Source organism: Micromonospora sp. RL09-050-HVF-A, assembly GCF_019374995.1.
Lineage (GTDB): Bacteria > Actinomycetota > Actinomycetes > Mycobacteriales > Micromonosporaceae > Micromonospora > Micromonospora antibiotica.
Genome location: NZ_JAGKQP010000002.1, coordinates 1,244,961 through 1,264,694, shown reverse-complemented (window position 1 = coordinate 1,264,694; position 19,734 = coordinate 1,244,961). Strand labels below are relative to the sequence as shown.

Genomic DNA, 19,734 nt, shown 5'->3' with positions numbered 1-19,734 from the left:
GGGTACCCCGCCGCAGGCGGGTGCGTCGTACCTCCGCCGCCGCTGACCGGCGTCCCTCCCGCCCCGCTCGGCCCGGCCCTGTGGTCGAGCCGGACGTCACTCTCCGGAGCCGAACGTGCGCATCCTGCTGCTGTCCACCGCCGACACCGATCTGCTCGCCGCCCGGGCCAGCGCCGCCGACTACCGGCTCGCCAACCCCACCCGGGTCGACGTGGACGCCGTGCCGGCCCTGCTCGACGGGGTCGACCTGGCCGTCGTACGGCTGCTCGGTGGTCGGCAGGCGTGGCCGGACGGCCTCGCGGCGGTGCTCGGCTCCGGCGTCCCCACGATCGTGCTCGGCGGCGAGGCGGTGCCCGACGCGGAGCTGATGGCGGCCTCCACGGTGACCTCCGGGGTGGCCACCGAAGCCCTGTCCTACCTGGTCGAGGGGGGTGCGGCAAACCTCGCCCAGCTGGCCCGGTTCCTGTCCGACACGGTCCTGCTCACCGGTGAGGGCTTCGACCCGCCCACCCCCACCCCGCCGTACGGCATTCTCGACCGTCGACCCCCGACCGCCCCGGTCGACCCGACCGCCCCGGTCGACCCGACCGCCCCGGTCGACCCGATCGACCCGGCGGAACCGGCGGCCGGGCCGGACGGGCGGCGGGCGGACGGCGACGGGCGGCCCACGGTGGGCATCGTGTTCTACCGGGCGCACGCGCTGGCCGGCAACACCGACTTCGTGCACACCCTGGCCGACGCGGTCGACGCGGCCGGGGGGAACCCGCTGCCGATCTACTGCGGATCGCTGCGCGGGCTCACCCCCGGTGCCGGGCCGCTGGACCTCTTCGCCCGCTGCGACGCGCTCGTCGTCACCGTCCTCGCCGCCGGGGGGACGGTCGCCGCCGACGCCTCCGGTGGCGGCGACGAGGACGCCTGGGACGTCGGCGCGCTCGCCGCCCTCGACGTGCCGGTGATCCAGGCGCTCTGCCTCACCAGCACCCGGGACCAGTGGGCCGGCAGCGACGCCGGACTGTCCCCGTTGGACGCGGCGATGCAGGTGGCGATCCCCGAGTTCGACGGCCGGATCGTCACCGTGCCGTTCTCGTTCAAACGCATCGACGCCGACGGGCTGTCGGTCTACGCCGCCGACGCCGAGCGGGCCGCCCGGGTCGCCGGGATCGCCGTCCGACAGGCCCGGCTGCGGCACCTGCCCCCCGCCGACAGGCGGCTGGCGATCGTGCTCAGCTCCTACCCGACGAAGCACTCCCGGGTCGGCAACGCCGTCGGCCTGGACACCCCCGCCTCGGCGGTACGCCTGCTCGCCGCCCTCGCCGCCGCCGGATACCACCTCGGTGACGCGCCCCCGCCCACCGACGGGGACGCCCTGATCCACGCACTGATCGCCGCCGGTGGTCACGACGTCGAGTGGCTCACCCCGCAACAGTTGTCCGCCGCCGAGGCCCGGGTGCCGGGGGAGACCTACCGGCGCTGGTTCGACCAGGTGCCGGCCGACCTGCGGGACCGGATGCGGGAACACTGGGGTGAGCCACCCGGCCAGCTCTACACCGACGACGGTGACATCGTCCTGGCCGGGCTGCGGTTCGGCAACGTCACCCTGCTGATCCAGCCGCCGCGCGGCTTCGGTGAGAACCCGATCGCCATCTACCACGACCCCGACCTGCCACCCAGCCACCACTACCTCGCCGCGTACCGGTGGCTGGCCGCGCCGGTCGCCGACGGCGGCTTCGGTGCCGACGCGGTGGTGCACCTCGGCAAACACGGCACCCTGGAATGGCTGCCCGGCAAGGGCCTCGGCCTGGCCGCCGACTGCGCCCCCGACGCCGTCCTCGGCGACCTGCCGCTGGTCTACCCGTTCATCGTCAACGACCCCGGCGAGGGCACCCAGGCCAAGCGGCGGGCGCACGCCGTCGTCGTCGACCACCTGGTGCCCCCGATGGCCCGCGCCGAGGCCTACGGCGACCTGGCGAAACTCGAACAACTGCTGGACGAGTACGCCACCGTGCAGGCCCTCGACCCGGCGAAGGTGCCGGTGGTCCGGGGGCAGATCTGGGAGCTGGTGCGCGTCGCCGAACTGCACCACGACCTGCACACCGAGGCGATGCCCGACGCCGACGACTTCGACGACTTCGTGCTGCACCTCGACGGTTACCTGTGCGAGGTCAAGGACGTGCAGATCCGCGACGGGCTGCACATCCTGGCCGAGGTGCCCACCGGTGAGCCCCGGGTGAACCTCGTCCTCGCCGTGCTGCGCGCCCCCCAGGTGTGGGGCGGCGCCCAGGCCCTGCCCGGCCTGCGTCAGGCCCTCGCCGCCAGCTATGACCTCGACGAGCAGGCGCTGCTCGCCGAGCCCGGGGCGCGGGTGGCGGTGCCGGCGGCGCTGACCGACGTCGTCGACGGGCCGTCGGTCACCGCCGCCGACGCGGTGGACCTGATCGAAGGGCTGGCCCGGCGGCTCGTCCTCGGCATGGAGACCCTCGGTTGGGACCCCGCCCGGGTCGACGAGGTGGTCACCGAGGTGACCGGTGGGTCCTGCCCCGACGCCGCCGAGGTGCTGCGGTTCGCCGCCCGCGAGGTGGTGCCCCGGCTGGACCGCACCACCGACGAGATCACCCACACCCTCGGCGCGCTCGACGGCCGGTTCGTGCCCCCCGGTCCGTCCGGGTCGCCCACCCGGGGGCTGGTCAACGTGCTGCCCACGGGCCGCAACTTCTACTCCGTCGACCCGAAGGCGATCCCCAGCCGCAACGCCTGGGACGTCGGGGTCGCGCTGGCCGACTCGCTACTCGCCCGCTACCTCGCCGACACCGGCGAGTACCCGCGGTCGGTCGGGCTGACCGTGTGGGGCACCAGCGCCATGCGTACCCAGGGTGACGACATCGCCGAGGTGCTGGCCCTGCTCGGCTGCCGGCCGGTGTGGGACGACCGGTCGCGGCGGGTCACCGGCGTCGAGGTGGTGCCGGTGGCGGAACTGGGCCGGCCCCGGGTCGACGTCACGGTCCGCATCTCGGGCTTCTTCCGGGACGCGTTCCCGCACGTCGTCGCCCTCCTCGACGACGCGGTACGGCTGGTCGCCGCCCTCGACGAGCCGGCCGGGGACAACTACCTGCGCGCGCACGTGGCCGCCGACCTCGCCACCCACGGCGACGAGCGGCGGGCCACCGCCCGGATCTTCGGCTCCAAGCCCGGGGCGTACGGGGCGGGGCTGCTGCCGCTGATCGACGCCCGGAACTGGCGCACCGACGCCGACCTGGCCGAGGTGTACGCCGTCTGGGGTGGCTACGCCTACGGCCGGGGCCTGGACGGGCGGGAGGCGCGGGCCGACATGGAACGGTCCTTCGCCCGGATCGCGGTGGCGGCCAAGAACCAGGACACCCGCGAGCACGACATCGTCGACTCCGACGACTATTTCCAGTACCACGGTGGGATGGTGGCGATGGTGCGGCACCTGACCGGGGCCGCCCCGGCCGCCTATGTGGGCGACTCGGCGATGCCGCACGACGTGCGCACCCGCACCCTCGGCGAGGAGACCCGGCGGGTGTTCCGGGCCCGGGTGGTCAACCCGAAGTGGATCGCCGCGATGCGCCGGCACGGCTACAAGGGCGCGTTCGAGCTGGCCGCCACCGTGGACTACCTGTTCGGCTACGACGCCACCGCCGGTGTCGTCGACGACTGGATGTACGAGCGCCTCGCCGAGGCGTACCTGTTCGACGGGGAGACCCGGGAGTTCCTGGAACGGTCCAACCCGTGGGCGCTGCGCGGCATCACCGAGCGGTTGCTGGAGGCCGCCGACCGGGGCCTGTGGGCCGCGCCGGAGCCCGCCACCCTGGACCGGCTGCGGGAGACGTACCTGGCCACCGAGGGCGACCTGGAGGAAAAGCAGTGAGCGCGAGGAGTGAGCCGGGTTTGCGAGCCCCGCAGTCGCGATCGGAGGTCAGCTCTGTGAGCGCGAGGAGTGAGCCGGGTTTGCGAGCCCCGCAGTCGCGAGCCGGAGCAGCACAGTGAGCGGGTTTCCCTTCTCGGCCGTGCTCGGGATGGACGACATGCGGTTGGCGTTGCTGCTCAACGCGGTCAGCCCGGCGATCGGCGGGGTGCTGGTGCGGGGCGAGAAGGGCACCGCCAAGTCGACCGCCGTGCGGGCCCTGGCCGCGCTGCTCCCGCCGGTGGACCGGGTCGCCGGGTGCCGGTTCGGCTGCGACCCGGCTGCCCCGGATCCGACCTGCCCGGACGGTCCGCACCCGGGCGTCGCCGGGCACGAGGACCCGGCCGCCGCGTCGGTCGAGAGCCGTCCGGCCCGGCTGGTGGAGTTGCCGGTCGGTGCCGCCGAGGACCGGGTGGTCGGCTCGTTGGACCTGGAGAAGGCCCTCGCCGAGGGGGTACGCGCCTTCGAGCCGGGCCTGCTCGCCGCCGCCCACCGGGGGGTGCTCTATGTCGACGAGGTGAACCTGCTCCACGATCACCTGGTCGACCTGCTGCTGGACGCCGCCGCGATGGGCCGTTGCCACGTCGAGCGGGAGGGTGTCTCGGTCAGCCACGCCGCCCGGTTCCTGCTGGTGGGCACGATGAACCCGGAGGAGGGTGAGCTGCGTCCGCAGTTGCTCGACCGGTTCGGGCTGACCGTCGAGGTGGCGGCCAGCCGGGACCCGGTCGTCCGGGTGGAGGTGGTGCGCCGCCGGCTCGCCGCCGACGCCGACCCGGCCGGGTTCGCCGCCCGCTGGGCCGCCGCCGACGCCGAGGTGGCCGCCCGGGTGGCTGCCGCCCGGGGGCGGCTCGACGCGGTGCTGCTGCCTGACGCCGCGTTGCGGCAGATCGCCGAGGTCTGCGCCGCGTTCGACGTGGACGGGATGCGCGCCGACATCGTCACCGCCCGGACCGCCGTGGCACACGCCGCCTGGCAGGGGCGGGACCGGGTGACCGCCGACGACGTGCGGGTCGCCGCCCGGTTGGCCCTGCCGCACCGGCGTCGTCGTGACCCGTTCGACACCCCCGGCCTGGACGAGAAACGCCTCGACGAGGCGTTGCAGCGGGCCCGCGACGAGCACCCCGACGACGATCCGCCGGATACCGGCCCGGCCGGTCCGGGTGACCCCGGCGGCCCGGACGGCGGTGGGCCGGGCGGCCCTTCGACGGGTGGCCCCGGCGGCGGGTCCGGTCCACAGCCACCCGACGACGCCGGTGGGCCGCAGGATGCCACCGGTGGGCCGCAGGACGCTGGTGGTCCGCTGGGCCACGACGACCACCCGCGCGCCCGGACCGGTCCGGCCTCCCCACAGTCCGGGGACGACCGGTGGCCGGACCGCATCGACGACGGCGGACCGGACGGCGACGACGGGCCGGACACCGGACACCGCGCCGACGGCCGGTCGGGACGCCCCGACGACGGGTCCGCCGAGCACACCGGTGCCCGTCCGGGGCGACCAGGCCAGGGCGGCACCGCGAACCCGGGTGACCCGGCGGGCGCCGGCTCGGTGGCCGTACCGCAGCGGGGGTTGACGGCCCGGTTGTTCACCGCACCGGGGGTGGGTGACGGGGTGCCCGGCCGGCGGTCGCGGGCCCGGACCGGGCGCGGGCGGACCACCGGCGCGCGGGTGCCCGCCGGCCGGCCGGCCACGGTGCACCTGCCGGCGACCCTGCGTGCCGCCGCCCCGCACCAGGCCCGGCGGGGCCGGTGCGGCGGGCGGTTGCTGCTGCGCCCCGACGACCTGCGGGAGGCGGTCCGGGAGGGCCGCGAGGGCAACCTGGTGCTGTTCGTGGTCGACGCCAGCGGGTCGATGGGCGCGCGGCAGCGGATGTCGGCGGTCAAGGGTGCGGTGCTGGCCCTGCTCACCGACGCCTACCAGCGTCGGGACACGGTGGCGGTGGTCGCCTTCCGGGGTTCCGGGGCGCAGGTGCTGCTCCCGGCCACCTCGTCGGTGCTGGCCGCGTCGGCGCGGCTGGCCGAGCTGCCCACCGGGGGGCGTACCCCGTTGGCGGAGGGATTGCTCGCCGCCGTCGACCTGCTGCGGGTGCAGCGGCTGCGGGACCCGCGCCGGCGTCCGCTGGTGCTGGTCGTCACCGACGGCCGGGCCACCGCCGGGCACCGGCCGCTGGACCGGTCGGCGCGCGCGGCGGCGGTGCTCGCCGCCACCGGCGCACCCTGCGTCGTGGTGGACTGTGAGTCCGGCCCGGTCCGGTTGCACCTGGCCCGCCGGCTGGCCGACCAGCTCGGCGCGGCCCACCACCGCCTGGACACGGTCACCGCCGACCCGCTGGCCGGGCTCGCCACCGTCGGAGCGAATCGGAGCGTGCGCTGATGCCGCAGGGAAAGCCGGAACACGTCCCCGCCGACGGGTTGACCACCCGGCAGCGGCGGCACCGTCCGCTGACCATCGTGCACACCGGGCAGATGAAGGGGAAGTCCACCGCCGCGTTCGGCCTGGCACTGCGGGCCTGGACCGCCGGGCTGCCGATCGGGGTGTTCCAGTTCGTCAAGAGCGCCAAGTGGCGGGTGGGTGAGGAGAACGCCTTCCGGGCCCTCGGCCAGGTGCACGCCGACACCGGGCAGGGCGCCCCGGTGGCCTGGCACAAGATGGGCGAGGGCTGGTCGTGGATCCAGCGCGGCGGCGAGGCCGACCACGCCGCCGACGCCCTGGAGGGCTGGCGGCAGATCCAGCGTGACCTGGCCGCGCAGCGCTACGGCCTGTACGTCCTGGACGAGTTCACCTACCCGATGAAGTGGGGTTGGGTGGACGTCGACGAGGTGGTCGACACCCTCACCCACCGGCCCGGCTTCCAACACGTGGTGATCACCGGCCGGGACGCCGACCCGCGCCTGGTCGAGGCGGCCGACCTGGTCGCCGAGCTGACCAAGGTCAAGCACCCGATGGACGCCGGTCAGAAGGGCCAGAAGGGCATCGAGTGGTGACCGGACCGACCCGCCGCACCGACCAGCGCCGCCCGCCGGGCAACGCGCCGACCGGTCACCCGGGCGGCCCGCGCCGGGCGGGCCACCGTCGGCCGGGCCCGCCGCGCCGGTCGGCCCGTGGGCGCTGCCCCGGCTGGTGGTCGCCGCCCCGGCCAGCGGGCACGGCAAGACCACCGTCGCCACCGGGCTGCTCGCCGCGCTGCGCCGCCGGGGCCTCACGGTCAGCCCGCACAAGGTCGGCCCCGACTACATCGACCCCGGCTACCACGCGCTCGCCGCCGGCCGCCCCGGTCGCAACCTCGACCCGTGGCTGGTCGGGGAGGAGCTGATCGCCCCGCTGCTGCGGCACGGCGCGAGCGTCCCCACCCCCGCCGACGTCGCCGTGGTCGAGGGGGTGATGGGGCTGCACGACGGCGCGGTCGGCCGGGCCGGGTACGCCTCCACCGCCCACGTCGCCACGTTGATCGACGCGCCGGTGCTGCTGGTCCTGGACACCACCGCGCAGGGCCGCTCGGCCGCCGCGCTGGTCCTCGGCATGCGCGCCTTCGACCCGGCCGTACGGATCGGCGGGGTGGTCCTCAACCGGGTCGGTTCGCCCCGGCACGAGACCCTGCTGCGCGACGCGCTCGCCGAGGTGGGCGTACCGGTGCTGGGGGCGGTCACCCGGGCCGTCGAGGTGGCCGCGCCGGCCCGACACCTGGGGCTGGTGCCGGTCGCCGAACGGGCACCGGAGTCGCTGGCCGTCGTCGACGCGCTCGCCGGGCTCGTCGCGTCCACCGTCGACCTCGACGCGGTGCTCGACCTGGCCCGCAGCGCCCCACCGTTGACCGTGGACGCCTGGGACCCGGGCACCGCCGTCGGTGGCCCGGCCGGCGTGGACCGTCCGGTCGTCGCGGTCGCCGCCGGTGCCGCCTTCACCTTCTCGTACGCCGAGACCGCCGAACTGCTCACCGCCGCCGGGGCGACCGTGGCCCCGTTCGACCCGCTGGCCGACCCGGCCCTGCCCGCCGGCACCCGGGCCGTGGTCATCGGCGGCGGCTTCCCCGAGGTGCACGTCGAGGCGCTGAGCGACAACACCGGGCTCCGTGCCGAGCTGGCCGGCTTCGCCGGGCCGGTGGTCGCCGAGTGCGCCGGGCTGCTCTACCTCGGCCGCTCCCTGGACGGGGTGCCGATGTGCGGGCGGCTCGACCACCACGCCCGGATGTCCGGCCGGCTCACCCTCGGCTACCGCGACGCGGTCGCCGCCACCGAATCCCCGGTCCACCCCGCCGGTGAGCGGGTACGCGGCCACGAGTTCCACCGCACCGTCACCGACCCCGGGCACGGCGACCGGCCCGCCTGGCGCTGGGACGACACCGCCCACGGGTTCGTCACCGGGCAGGTGCACGCCTCGTACCTGCACACCCACTGGGCGGGTCACCCCCGGGCCGCCCGCCGACTGGTCGAGGCGGCGGCCCGGTGACCGACGCCGGGGCGGACCACCCGCCCGTCGCCGCCACTGACCGGGCCGCGCCGACCGGGCCGGACCGCCCGTCCGTCGTCGAGGGGGGCACGGGCCGGGCCGCGCCGACCGGGCCGGTCACGCTGACCGGGGTGGGGGTCGGGCCGGGGGACCCGGAACTGCTCACCCTCAAGGCGGTCCGGGTGCTGGCCGAGGCCGACCTGGTGGTCGTACCGGTGCTGGACCGGCTGGCGGCGGACCCGGCGACGCCCCCGGCCGGGCCGAGACGACGGTCCGCGCGCACGTGCCGGCGCACCGGCTGCGCCGGCTGCCGTTCGCCCTCGACGACCGGGGCGGGGTGACCGCCCGTCGGGAGGCCGCCTGGGACGCCGCGGCCCGTGCCGTGGTCGACGCGTTCGCCGCCGGGGCCCGGTCGGTCGCCTTCGCCACCATCGGCGACCCCAACGTCTACTCCACCTTCACCTACCTGGCCGACGGGGTCCGCGCGCTGCGGCCGGCGGTCGAGGTGCGGACCGTGCCCGGCGTCACCGCCATGCAGGAGTTGGCCGCGCGCAGTGGCGTCCCGCTGTGCCAGGGGCGGGAGCCGCTGACCCTGCTGCCGGCCACCGCTGGCCCGGCGCTGGTCGCCGACGCCCTCGCCGGGCCCGGCACCGTCGTGGTCTACAAGGGCTGGCGGCGGCACCGGGAACTCGTCGACGAGCTGCGCCGGCACGACCGGCTCGCCGATGCGGTGCTCGGCTGCGGCCTCGGCCTGCCCGACGAACGGATCGGGCCGGTCGGCCCGGACGACGAGCTGCCCTACCTGTCGACGCTGCTGGTCCCGGCCCGCCGGGACGGGCGGGGAGGAAAACTGTGACGTCCACCGGAAAGGTGTGGTTCGTGGGGGCCGGGCCCGGCGCCGCCGACCTGCTCACCCTGCGCGCCGCCCGGGTGATCGCCGACGCCGACGTGGTGATCTGGGCGGCCAGCCTGGTACACGCCGACGTGCTGGCCCACGCCCGCCCCGACGCCGAGATCGTCGACTCGTCGCAGCTGCCCATCGAGGGGGTGCTGCCGCTGTACCGGCGGGCCGCCGCCGACGGGCTCACCGTGGCCCGGATCCACTCGGGCGACCCGGCGCTGTGGGGTGCCGTGCAGGAGCAGCTCGACCTGTGCCGGGCCCTCGACCTGGCCGTGGAGATCGTCCCCGGGGTCTCCTCGTTCACCGCCGTCGCCGCGATCGTCGGCCGGGAGTTGACCATCCCCGAGGTGGCCCAGTCGGTGATCCTCACCCGGCTGGAGGGCGGCAAGACGCCGATGCCGGCGGGGGAGCGGGTCCGCGACTTCGCCCGGCACGGCACCACCATGGCGCTGTTCCTGTCCGCCGCCCGCGCCGGGCAGGCCCAGACCGAACTGCTCGCCGGCGGCTACCCGGCCGACACCCCGGTCGTGGTGGCCTACCAGGCGACCTGGCCGGACGAACTGGTGGTGCGGTGCGCCCTCGGCGACCTGGCGGCCACCGTCAAGGAACACCGGTTGTGGAAGCACACCCTGTTCCTGGTCGGGCCGGCACTCGCCGCCACCGGCACCCGGTCGCACCTCTACCACCCCGGGCACTTCCACACCTTCCGCCGGGCCGAGCCGGCCGCCCGCGCCGAGCTGCGCCGCTCCCGGGCCACCGCAGCGGAGGACGCGACACCGTGACCTACCCCGAGCCGCCGCTGCGCGAGCCGGACCTACCGCGTACCGCGAAGGTCCGGCCGGTGGCGTTGCGGACCGGCTGGACCACCGGCGCGTGCGCGACGGCGGCGGCGAAGGCGGCGGTGACCGCCCTGGTCACCGGCGTACCGCCGGGGGAGGTGGAGATCGGGCTGCCCGCCGGCCGGCGGGTGACCTTCGCGGTGGCCCGCTGCGACCTGACCGCCCGGCCCGAACCGACAGCGGAGGCGGTGGTGGTCAAGGACGCCGGGGACGACCCGGACGTCACCCACGGCGCGCACCTCACCGCCACCGTCGGCTGGCGACCCCGACCCGGCCTGGAACTCGCCGGTGGGGACGGCGTCGGCACCGTCACCCGCCCCGGGCTCGGCCTCGCCGTCGGCGGTCCGGCCATCAACGACACCCCCCGCCGGATGATCGGCCAGGCCGTCGCCGAGGTGGTCGACCTGACCGAGATGGGCGTACGGGTGGTGATCAGCGTGCCGGGCGGTGAGGTGATGGCCCGCAAGACCACCAACCGGCGGCTCGGCATCGTCGGCGGCATCTCGATCCTCGGCACCACCGGCGTCGTCCGGCCGTTCTCCACCGCCTCCTGGCGGGCCAGCGTGGTGCAGGCGGTGCACGTGATGGCCGCCCAGGGGCAGCGGACCGTGGTGCTGTGCACCGGTGGGCGCACCGAACGGGCCGCCCGCGCGCTGCTGCCGGAGCTGCCGGAGGTGTGTTTCGTCGAGGTCGGCGACTTCACCGGCGCGGCCGTCACCGCCGCCGTCGGTGACGCGATGACCGGGGTGGTCTTCGTCGGGATGGCCGGCAAGCTGGCCAAACTCGCCGCCGGGATCCTGATGACCCACTACACCCGGTCGAAGGTGGACCTGTCCCTGCTCGGCGCGGTCACCGCCGAGGCCGGCGGCGACGCCGACCTGGTGGCGGCGGTGGTGGCGGCCAACACCGGCCGGCACGCCTACGAGCTGTGGGAGGCCGCCGGGCTGCTGCGTCCCGCCGGTGACCTGCTCTGCGACCGGGTCCGTCAGGTGCTGCGCCGCTTCGCCGGGCCGGCGCTCACCGTCGACGTGGCGATGGTCGACTTCACCGGCGACCGCCTGGTCGCCTCGTCCGGCCGGTGGCCGGCGTGACGCGCCAGGAGCCGGTGCCTGGCGGGACCGGGCCGGAGTCGCTCGTCGGGGTGCCGGAGCCGGTCGTGGTGGTGGGGATGGACGCGGCCGGCCGGCCGTTGCCCCCGTCGGCGGTGGCCGCCCTGGCCGGGGCCGGGTTGGTCGTCGGGGCGGCCCGGCACCTGGCGGCCGTGCCGGTGCCGCCCGGCGTCGACACCGTCACCCTCGGCCCGCTCGCCCCGGCGCTGGACCGGCTCGCCGCCGCGCACGCCGCCGGGCAGCCGGCCGTCGTGCTGGCCAGCGGCGACCCCGGGTTCTTCGGCGTGGTACGCCGGCTGCGCGCCGCCGGACTGCCGGTCCGGGTGCTCCCGGCGGTGTCCAGTGTGGCCGCCGCCTTCGCCCGCGCCGGGCTCGACTGGGACGGTGCCGTGGTGGTCACCGCCCACGGCCGGGAGTTGGGTCCCGCGCTCAACGCCTGCCGGGCATTGCCCGCCGTCGCCGTGCTCACCGCGCCGGACGCCGGGGCCGCCGAGATCGGGGCCGGTCTGGTCGGCTGGTCCCGCCGCCTGGTGGTCGCCGAGTACCTCGGTACCCCCGCCGAGCGGGTCACCTGGACCACCCCGCAGGAGGCCGCCACCCGGGCCTGGGCCGACCCGCACGTCCTGCTCAGCCTGGCCGCGACCGACGGTGACCCCGGGGCGCGGCCCGCCCGGCGTCCCGGCACCGCCGAGCGGGGCGAGGTCGCCGGCCGGTCGGGTGACACCGACCCGGCCGGCGATGACGCTCCGGTCCGGGTCGGGCGGGTGCGGGCGGACAACCAGCTGGCTGCCGCACCCGCCGAGGGCTGGGCGCTGCCCGAGTCCGCGTACCGGCACCGGGACTCGATGATCACGAAGGCCGAGGTGCGGGCCCTGGCCGTCGCCCGGTTGCGGCCCCGGCTCGGTCGACTGGTCTGGGACGTCGGCGCGGGCAGCGGATCGGTGGGCATCGAGTGCGCGTTGCTCGGTGCGGCGGTGATCGCCGTGGAACGGGACCCGACGGCACCGGTCGCCGGCAACGCCGCCCGGCACGGCGTCGACGTCCGGGTGGTGACCGGTGACGCGCCGGCCGTCCTCGCCGGGTTGCCCGATCCGGATGCCGTCTTCGTCGGCGGCGGGGGGACCGACGTGCTGAGCGCCGTCGCCGACCGCCGCCCCGACCGGGTGGTGGTCACCCTCGCCGCCCTGGACCGAATCGCCCCGGCCGTGCACCTGCTGCGCCGCGCCGGCTACACGGTGACGGGCAGCCAGCTCACCGCCGCCCGCCTCGCCGACCTGCCCGGCGGATCCATCCGACTCGCGGCCACCAACCCGGTGGTCGTCCTCACCGGGGAGCGTCAGTGACCGGCATCGCAGCACACCGGCAGCAGGACACGCCCGGCACCGGCCCGCACCGGATCGGACTCGTCGCGGCCACCGCCGCCGGTCGCCGGCACGCCCGCACCCTGGCCGCCGCCTGGCCGCATGCCCGGCTCGTCGAGGCCGACGGGGTCGCCGACGCGCTGCGGACGGCCTGGACGGAGTACGACGCGGTGGTGGCGTTCCTGGCCACCGGCGCGGTGGTGCGGGTGCTGGCGCCACTGCTCGGGGACAAGCGCACCGACCCGGCGGTGGTGGTGGTCGACGAGGCCGCCCGGCACGCCGTCGCCCTGCTCGGCGGCCACGCGGGGGGCGCGAACGCGCTCGCCGTCGAGGTGGCTGCGGTGCTCGACGCCCGGCCGGTGGTCACCACCGCCACCGACGCGGTCGACCTGCCCGGCCTGGACACCCTCGGCTGGCCGGTCGAGGGGGCGGTCGCTGCGGTGTCCCGGGCGATCCTCGACGGCGAACCGGTCCGGCTGGTCACCGACGCGGTGTGGCCACTACCCGCCCTGCCGCCGAACGTCCACCGTGAACCGCCCACCGGGGAACACCGGGCCGTCGGGCCCGATCTGGAGGGCGGGTACCGGGTGCTGGTCACCGACCGGGTCGTGCCGGTCGACGACCGTACCGTCGTGCTGCGGCCGCCGTCCCTGGTCGCCGGGGTGGGATCGAGCCGGGGGGTGCCCGCCGCCGAGGTCGAGGCGCTGCTGCGCCGGGCGCTCGCCGACGCCGGCTTGAGCCCGGCCAGCCTGAGCTGCCTGGCCAGCGTGGACGTGAAGGCCGACGAGGAGGGCATCCGGGCCACCGCCGACGCGCTGGGCGTACCGCTGCGGACCTGGCCGGCGGCGGAGCTGGCGACGGTCGACGTGCCGCACCCCAGCGAGGTGGTCCGGGCCGCCGTCGGCACGCCCAGCGTCGCCGAGGCGGCGGCGTTGCGCGGCGGTGGCACCCTGCTGGTGCCCAAGACCGCCTCGGCGATGGCCACCGTCGCGGTCGCCCGGCACGCCCCGCGCGGCCGGTTGGCGATCGTCGGCCTGGGCCCCGGCGCGGCCGACCTGCGTACCCCGCGCGCCGTCGCCGAGCTGCGCCGGGCCGCCGTGGTCGTCGGCCTAGACCAGTACGTCGACCAGGTCCGTGACCTGCTGCGGCCGGGCACCCGGGTGCTGGCCAGCGGGCTCGGCGCGGAGGAGGAACGGGCCCGCAGCGCCGTCGTCGAGGCCACCGCCGGGCAGGCCGTGGCGCTGGTCGGTTCCGGCGACGCCGGGGTGTACGCCATGGCCAGCCCCGCCCTGGAGTACGCCGACGAGCGGATCGACGTGGTCGGGGTGCCCGGGGTGACCGCCGCGCTGGCCGCCGCCGCCCTGCTCGGTGCGCCGATCGGCCACGACCACGTCTACCTGAGCCTGTCCGACCTGCACACCCCGTGGGCGGTGATCGAACGACGGGTCGCCGCAGCCGCCGAGGCGGACCTGGTGGCGCTGCTCTACAACCCGCGTAGCCGGGCCCGGGACTGGCAGCTCGGCGCGGTGCTGGCGACGTTCGCCGCGCACCGCCCGCCACAGACCCCGGTCGGGGTGGTACGCAACGCCAGCCGACCCGACGAGCGGGTGCACCTGGCCACCCTCGCCACCTTCGACCCGAGCGTGGTCGACATGTACGGCCTGGTGGTCGTGGGTAGTTCGCAGACCCGGCTGGTCGGTGGCCGGATGGTCACCCCCCGGGGTTACCGGTGGCGCGGATGACCCCCGAGGTGCCCCGCCCGACCTGGTCGCCGTCGTCCCGCCCGCGGTGGATCCGCCGTTCACCGCAGCGGACGGCCCGGCCACGGCACCGGTGTCCATCGACGCCTGCCAGGGCTGCGGGGCCTGCCTGCTCACCTGCCCCACCCACGCGATCCGTCCGGTGCCCGGCGGCCTGACCGTCCGGGCCGACCGTTGCACCGGCTGCCTGGAGTGCGTGGAGGTCTGCCCGGTGGACGCCATCCGGACCGTCACCGACCGACGAGGAGCACCATGACCAGTACCCACCCGGCCCGCTGCCGGCCCGCCCCGGGAGGTGGCCGGTGAGCCGGGTCGTCCACCCCATCGAGCAGGAGTCGTACCGGATCCTGCGCGAGCGGGTCGACCTGGGCGGCCTGCCGCCGCTGACCCGGGCGGTCGTCGAGCGGGTGGTGCACGCCAGCGCCGACCTCGACTACGTCACCGACCTGGTCTGCGACGAGGTGGCGCTGGCCGATGGGCTGGCCGCACTGCGGGCCGGGGCGCCGATCGTCACCGACGTGGCGATGGTGGCCGCCGGGATCACCGGGGCCGGGCGGGAGATCGTCTGCCCGGTCGCCGACCCGGCCGCCGCCGCGCTGGCCCGGGAGACCGGCCTGACCCGGTCGGCGGCGGCCGTGCGGATCGCCCTGGACCGGGTCGGACCGGGGGCGGTCTGGGTGGTCGGCTGCGCGCCGACGGCCCTGGTCGAACTGATCGGCGTGGCCGCCGACCCGGCGCTGGTGGTCGGGTTGCCGGTCGGCTTCGTGGGGGCCGCCGAGTCCAAGGCGGCGTTGCGGGCCAGTGGCCTGCCCGCCGTGTCCAACATCGGCGAGAAGGGTGGCTCGGCGGTCGCCGCCGCCGCCCTCAACGCCCTGCTCTACCTGGAGGAAACATGACCGCTCTGGTCATCGTCGGACACGGCACGCGCAGCGCGGCCGGGGTCGACCAGTTCGCCGCGCTCGTCGACCGGGTCCGGGACCGGGCGGGGGCCGTCGTCGGCGACGTCGAGGGCGGCTTCATCGAGCTGTCCCGGCCGCCGCTGACCGACGCGGTGACCGCGCTGGTCGCGAAGGGTCACCGGGCGCTGGTCGCGTTGCCGCTGGTGCTCACCGCCGCCGGCCACGGCAAGGGCGACATCCCGGCCGCGATGGCCCGCGAGCAGGAACGCCACGCCGGCCTGACCTACCGGTACGGGCGACCGCTCGGCCCGCACCCGCTGCTGCACACCGTGCTGGAGCAGCGGATCGACGCGGCACTGGCCGGGGCCGACCGGGCCGGCACCTGGGTGGCGTTGATCGGGCGGGGCGCCACCGACCCGGACGCCAACGCCGAGGTGGCGAAGGTGGCCCGGCTGCTGTGGGAGGGGCGCGGCTACGCCGGGGTCGAACCGGGGTTCATCTCGCTGGCCGAGCCGTCCGTGCCGGCGGTGCTCGACCGGTTACGCCGCCTCGGTGCCCGCCGGATCGTGGTCGCGCCGTACTTCCTGTTCGCCGGGGTGCTGCCGGACCGGATCGTGGCGCAGTCGCAGGCGTACGCCGCCGACCATCCCGAGCTCGACATCCGGGTCGCGGACCTGATCGGTGACTGCGACGCCTTGGCCGACCTGGTGCTGGAGCGGTACGCCGAGGCGCTGCGCGGGGACATCCGGATGAACTGCGACACCTGTGCCTACCGGGTGCTGATGCCGGGGTTCGCCGACAAGGTGGGCCGCCCGCAGACCCCCCACGACCACCCCGACGACCCGGTCGACGGCCACGGCCACCATCATCACCACCATGGGCACGCCCACGGCCACCACGCCCACGACGACGCCCACACCCACGACGACGCCCACGACCACGGTCAGCGGCAGGCCGCGCCGGACGCGACCCCGGTCCGCTGAGGGTGCCCGCGGTCAGCCGGCGAGCGCTCGGGCCAGGGCGAAACCGAGGGTCGCCGCGCCCAACCCGGCGACCACGCTGACCAGGGCGTTGGCCACCGCGTGCCACCGGTCGCCGGCTCGGGCCAGCCGGACGGTCTCGTAGCCGAACGTCGACCAGGTGGTCAGTGCGCCGCAGAAGCCGGTGCCGACCAGCGCGGTCACGGCGGGCCCGGCGGGCATCCCGACCACCGCGCCGAGCAGCAGCGAACCGGCGACGTTGACGGTCAGCGTCCCCCACGGGAAGCGGGAGTCGTGCCGGGCCTGCACGGCCCGGTCGGTGAGGTAGCGCAGCGGCGCACCCAGCGCCGCGCCGAGCGCGATCAGCAACACGGTCACCGGGGAACCTCCCCGTCCACCCGACCCGCTCCCGGCGGTCCGGCCCGGCCCGGCCCCCGCGCCAGCAGGCGGGTGGCCAGGGCGTCACCGGCGGCGACCGCCAGCAGCCCGCCGACCAGGGTGGCGGCCAGGTAGGCCAACGCCGTCGGGGCGGCCCCGGCGTCCAGCGCCCGGTGCACGTCGACCACGTAGGCGGAGAAGGTGGTGAAACCGCCGAGCACGCCGACCCCCAGGAACGGCCGGACCAGCGGGCCGACCCGACGCCGGCCGAGCACCGCCATCAGCGTGCCGATCAGCAGGCAACCGGTGACGTTCACGGCGAAGGTGGACCAGGGGAATCCGGTCGGGGTGTGCGGCAGGGCGGCCTGCACCCCGGCGCGGGCCAGCGCCCCGAGGACCCCGCCGACGGCGATCGCACCCAGCACGGTCGCCGGCCGCGCGGTCAGCTCGCTCCGGTCGGCCGGCACGCGCAGGTCGACGTCGGGATCGACGCGACGCGGTACCCCCTGCGTCATCAGGACCTCCCCACCAGCACCCGGACCACTGGCAGGGACCGTTGGCGTCTCCGACGCGGTTCTCCCGGTCCGACCGGGACGGCGGGCCCCACCGCCGACACGTCCGTGAGCATAGCCCGACCGGCCGGCCCCCACCGCGAAAGCAGGCGGAGGCCGGGGGCCACCCCCCGCCGCCACGTCTGCGTGGCGACCGACCCGTCCGCGTACGGTCGGCAGCGGCAGCCGGTAGCCCGTGCCGGCCGCCGCTGCCGTGACCCCAGGAGGAACCCGTGCCGGACCACAGTCCACCCCCCAGCGCACCCGCCCCGACCGGGGGGACCGACGGCGACAGCACTGGCCGGGTGTCGCGTGGCGATGGTGCCGAGGGGGTGCCGCGCGGCGACAGCACCGGTCGGGTGCCCGGGCGGGTACCGCGTGGCGATGGTGCCGGGCGGACGGCCGCCCACGACATGTTCGACGCCGACGTGGCCTCCCGGGGGCTCGGCATCGAGCTGGTCTCGGCCGGGGACGGCGTGGCGGTGGCCCGGATGCGGGTGACCGCCGGGATGCTCAACGGGCACCGGATCGGCCACGGCGGTTTCGTCTTCCTGCTCGCCGACACCGCCTTCGCGCTGGCCTGCAACACCCACGGCCCGGCCACCGTCGCGGCCGGCGGCGAGATCAGTTTCCTGCGCCCGGTCCGCGAGGGCGACCTGCTGACCGCGTACGCCACCGAACGCGTCAGGTACGGCCGCAGCGGCATCTACGACGTCACCGTGACCCGGGGCGACGAGGTGGTGGCCGAGTTCCGGGGGCGCAGCCGCACCCTCGCCCGACCCGCCGACGACTGACCGGCAGCCCAGGGTTTGACAGGTCCACAGTGGGTAACAGGGTGGTCCGTGGTGCACCCTCCACGGGTGACGGCCCGGCCTCTCGGCGCGGTGCGACCGGTTCGTGGCCGAGGGTGCCGCAGTCCTCTCCGGACGGTCACGGCACCGCGCTGATTCCTCCAAAATCACCCTACTTTGCCGGGATTTATTGACATCGCTCTACCTGGCGGAGAAGACTCGCTCTCTGATCTGCCAGGCGACGAAGGGTGACCGAGTCCATGACCAGATCGAGGATCATCGCGGCGGCGCTCGCCGTCGCCCTGACCGGGCTGGCCGGGTGCAGCGCCGGAGAGAGCGTCGACGTCGACGGCGGGTCCACCGCCACCGGGTCGGCCGGTGGCACGCTCACCGCCGCGATCGGCGGCGAACCGGACCAGCTCGACCCGCACCGGACGTCGGCCTACTACAGCTTCCAGGTCCTGGAGAACGTCTACGACACCCTCGTCGAGCCGGACGCCGACCTCAAGATGGGGCCCGCGCTGGCCGCGAAGTGGACGACCAGCAGCGACCAGCTCACCTGGACGTTCACCCTCCGCGAGGGCGTGCGGTTCTCCGACGGGTCGCCGCTGACCGCGCAGGACGTCGTCTACTCGTACCAGCGGATCATCAACGAGAAGCTGAACGCGGCGTACAAGTTCGCCACCGTCAAGACCGTGACCGCGCCCGACCCGGCCACCGTGGTGATCACGCTGACCGCGCCCACCCCCAACCTGCTGGCCAACCTCGGCGGCTTCAAGGGCGTCGCGATCGTCCAGCGGTCCAACGTGGAGTCCGGTGCGATCAAGACCCGGCCGGTGGGCAGCGGCCCGTTCACGGTGGCCTCCTACACCTCCGGCGACACCATCAAACTGACCCGTAACGACGCCTACTGGGGGCCGAAACCGAAGCTCGACGGGGTCACCTTCACCTTCGTCAAGGACCCGACGGTGGCGTGGCAGAACCTGCGCGGCGGTGAGGTGCAGTGGACCGACAACCTGCCACCGCAGCAGGTGCCGGCCCTCAAGGAGGACGACGCGGTGACCGTCGCCACCACCCCCTCGACCGACTACTGGTACCTCGCCCTCAACGAGGCACGCAAACCGTACGACGACGTGAACGTGCGCCGGGCCGTCGCGTTCGCCCTGGACCGGGAGGCGATCACCAAGGCCGCCAAGTTCGGGCAGGCCACCGCCAACCAGACCGCCATCCCCAAGGGCAGCTCCTGGTACTACGACTACGCTCCGTACCGGCACGATCCGGACCAGGCCCGGCAACTGCTCGGCCAGGCCGGCGTCACCGGCCGCACCATGGACCTGATGGTCACCAGCGAGTACCCGGAGACGGTCACCGCCGCCCAGGTGATCGCCGCCCAGTTGAAGGACGTCGGGATCACCGTGAAGATCCGTACCCTGGACTTCGCCCAGTGGCTCGACGAGCAGGGCAAGGGCAACTTCGACGCGTTCCTGCTCGGCTGGCTGGGCAACATCGACCCGGACGAGTTCTACTACGCCCAGCACCGCACCGGCGGCACGTTCAACTTCCACGGGTACAGCAACCCCGCCGTCGACACCCTGCTCGACCAGGCCCGCACCCAGACCGACGAGGGCGTACGCAGACAGACGTACGAGCGGGCGGCGAAGCAGATCGTCGACGACGCCAGCTACATCTACCTCTACAACCCGGACGTGGTGCAGGGCTGGTCGGCGAAGGTCACCGGCTACCAGGTCCGCACCGACCGGGCGATCCGGTTCCGCGACGTCGCCCTGAACCGCTGAGGG

The 19,734-nt window shown here is 75.7% G+C and carries 13 protein-coding genes and 3 pseudogenes; 14 read left to right on the top strand and 2 right to left on the bottom strand.

Translation table 11 applies throughout. From position 1 onward, the window contains the following. The first annotated feature begins 115 nt into the window (after window positions 1-115). The 12 genes and pseudogenes from cobN to J7462_RS05825 form a co-directional block, all read left to right on the top strand. Window positions 116-3,886: a cobaltochelatase subunit CobN gene (gene cobN, locus J7462_RS05880; protein ID WP_219462467.1), complete on the top strand. Its 3,771-nt coding sequence runs from the start codon at window positions 116-118 to the stop codon at window positions 3,884-3,886. A gap of 56 nt (window positions 3,887-3,942) precedes the next feature. Further along, window positions 3,943-6,293: pseudogene (locus J7462_RS05875) on the top strand (VWA domain-containing protein). Continuing rightward, window positions 6,293-6,904: a cob(I)yrinic acid a,c-diamide adenosyltransferase gene (cobO, locus tag J7462_RS05870; protein WP_219462465.1), complete on the top strand. Its 612-nt coding sequence runs from the start codon at window positions 6,293-6,295 to the stop codon at window positions 6,902-6,904. The pseudogene J7462_RS05875 and the gene cobO overlap by 1 nt, the downstream one beginning before the upstream one ends. Window positions 6,905-7,040: 136 nt before the next feature. Then, entirely contained in the window at window positions 7,041-8,366 is a 1,326-nt protein-coding gene (locus tag J7462_RS05865) for a cobyrinate a,c-diamide synthase (protein WP_219462463.1), read from the top strand. Window positions 8,367-8,488: 122 nt separating this feature from the next. After that, window positions 8,489-9,222: pseudogene (gene cobI / locus J7462_RS05860) on the top strand (precorrin-2 C(20)-methyltransferase). Continuing rightward, window positions 9,219-10,049: a precorrin-4 C(11)-methyltransferase gene (gene cobM, locus J7462_RS05855; protein ID WP_208566531.1), complete on the top strand. Its 831-nt coding sequence runs from the start codon at window positions 9,219-9,221 to the stop codon at window positions 10,047-10,049. The pseudogene cobI and the gene cobM overlap by 4 nt, the downstream one beginning before the upstream one ends. Further along, a complete protein-coding gene (locus J7462_RS05850) occupies window positions 10,046-11,197 on the top strand; it encodes a cobalt-precorrin-5B (C(1))-methyltransferase (protein ID WP_219462461.1) in 1,152 nt (383 codons plus the stop codon). Before cobM ends, J7462_RS05850 begins: the two co-directional genes overlap by 4 nt. Window positions 11,198-11,274: 77 nt before the next feature. Further along, on the top strand, window positions 11,275-12,558 hold the full coding sequence (gene cbiE / locus J7462_RS05845; RefSeq protein WP_219470031.1) for a precorrin-6y C5,15-methyltransferase (decarboxylating) subunit CbiE: 1,284 nt from the start codon (window positions 11,275-11,277) through the stop codon (window positions 12,556-12,558). A gap of 5 nt (window positions 12,559-12,563) precedes the next feature. After that, window positions 12,564-14,318 carry a precorrin-3B C(17)-methyltransferase gene (gene cobJ, locus J7462_RS05840; protein WP_219470029.1) on the top strand — a complete coding sequence of 585 codons (1,755 nt, stop codon included), beginning with the start codon at window positions 12,564-12,566 and terminating at the stop codon, window positions 14,316-14,318. A 46-nt stretch (window positions 14,319-14,364) separates the two neighbouring features. Beyond that, window positions 14,365-14,592, top strand: coding sequence for a DUF362 domain-containing protein (locus J7462_RS05835; protein ID WP_219462459.1), 228 nt, complete (start codon window positions 14,365-14,367; stop codon window positions 14,590-14,592). 46 nt (window positions 14,593-14,638) lie between these two features. After that, window positions 14,639-15,232 (top strand): precorrin-8X methylmutase, encoded by a 594-nt coding sequence (locus tag J7462_RS05830; protein ID WP_219462457.1) that lies wholly within the window; start codon window positions 14,639-14,641, stop codon window positions 15,230-15,232. After that, window positions 15,229-16,113, top strand: a pseudogene (locus J7462_RS05825) (sirohydrochlorin chelatase); the annotation flags it as partial. The gene J7462_RS05830 and the pseudogene J7462_RS05825, both read left to right, overlap by 4 nt. Window positions 16,114-16,230: 117 nt before the next feature. On the opposite strand, the gene crcB reads toward J7462_RS05825, so the two are convergent. Next, the gene (crcB, locus tag J7462_RS05820) at window positions 16,231-16,593 is read right to left on the bottom strand and encodes a fluoride efflux transporter CrcB (protein WP_219462456.1); all 363 of its coding nucleotides are present in this window, start codon (window positions 16,591-16,593) and stop codon (window positions 16,231-16,233) included. Then, window positions 16,590-17,108, bottom strand: a complete 519-nt coding sequence (locus tag J7462_RS05815) for a CrcB family protein (protein WP_219462454.1) — start codon at window positions 17,106-17,108, stop codon at window positions 16,590-16,592. The genes crcB and J7462_RS05815 overlap by 4 nt, the downstream gene beginning before the upstream one ends. 449 nt (window positions 17,109-17,557) lie before the next feature. On the opposite strand from J7462_RS05815, the gene paaI reads away from it, so the two are divergent. Both paaI and J7462_RS05805 read left to right on the top strand, forming a co-directional pair. After that, the gene (gene paaI / locus J7462_RS05810; protein WP_255598210.1) at window positions 17,558-17,938 is read left to right on the top strand and encodes a hydroxyphenylacetyl-CoA thioesterase PaaI; all 381 of its coding nucleotides are present in this window, start codon (window positions 17,558-17,560) and stop codon (window positions 17,936-17,938) included. Between the two features lie 257 nt (window positions 17,939-18,195). Next, on the top strand, window positions 18,196-19,731 hold the full coding sequence (locus tag J7462_RS05805; protein ID WP_219462452.1) for an ABC transporter substrate-binding protein: 1,536 nt from the start codon (window positions 18,196-18,198) through the stop codon (window positions 19,729-19,731). Window positions 19,732-19,734: the final 3 nt, after the last annotated feature.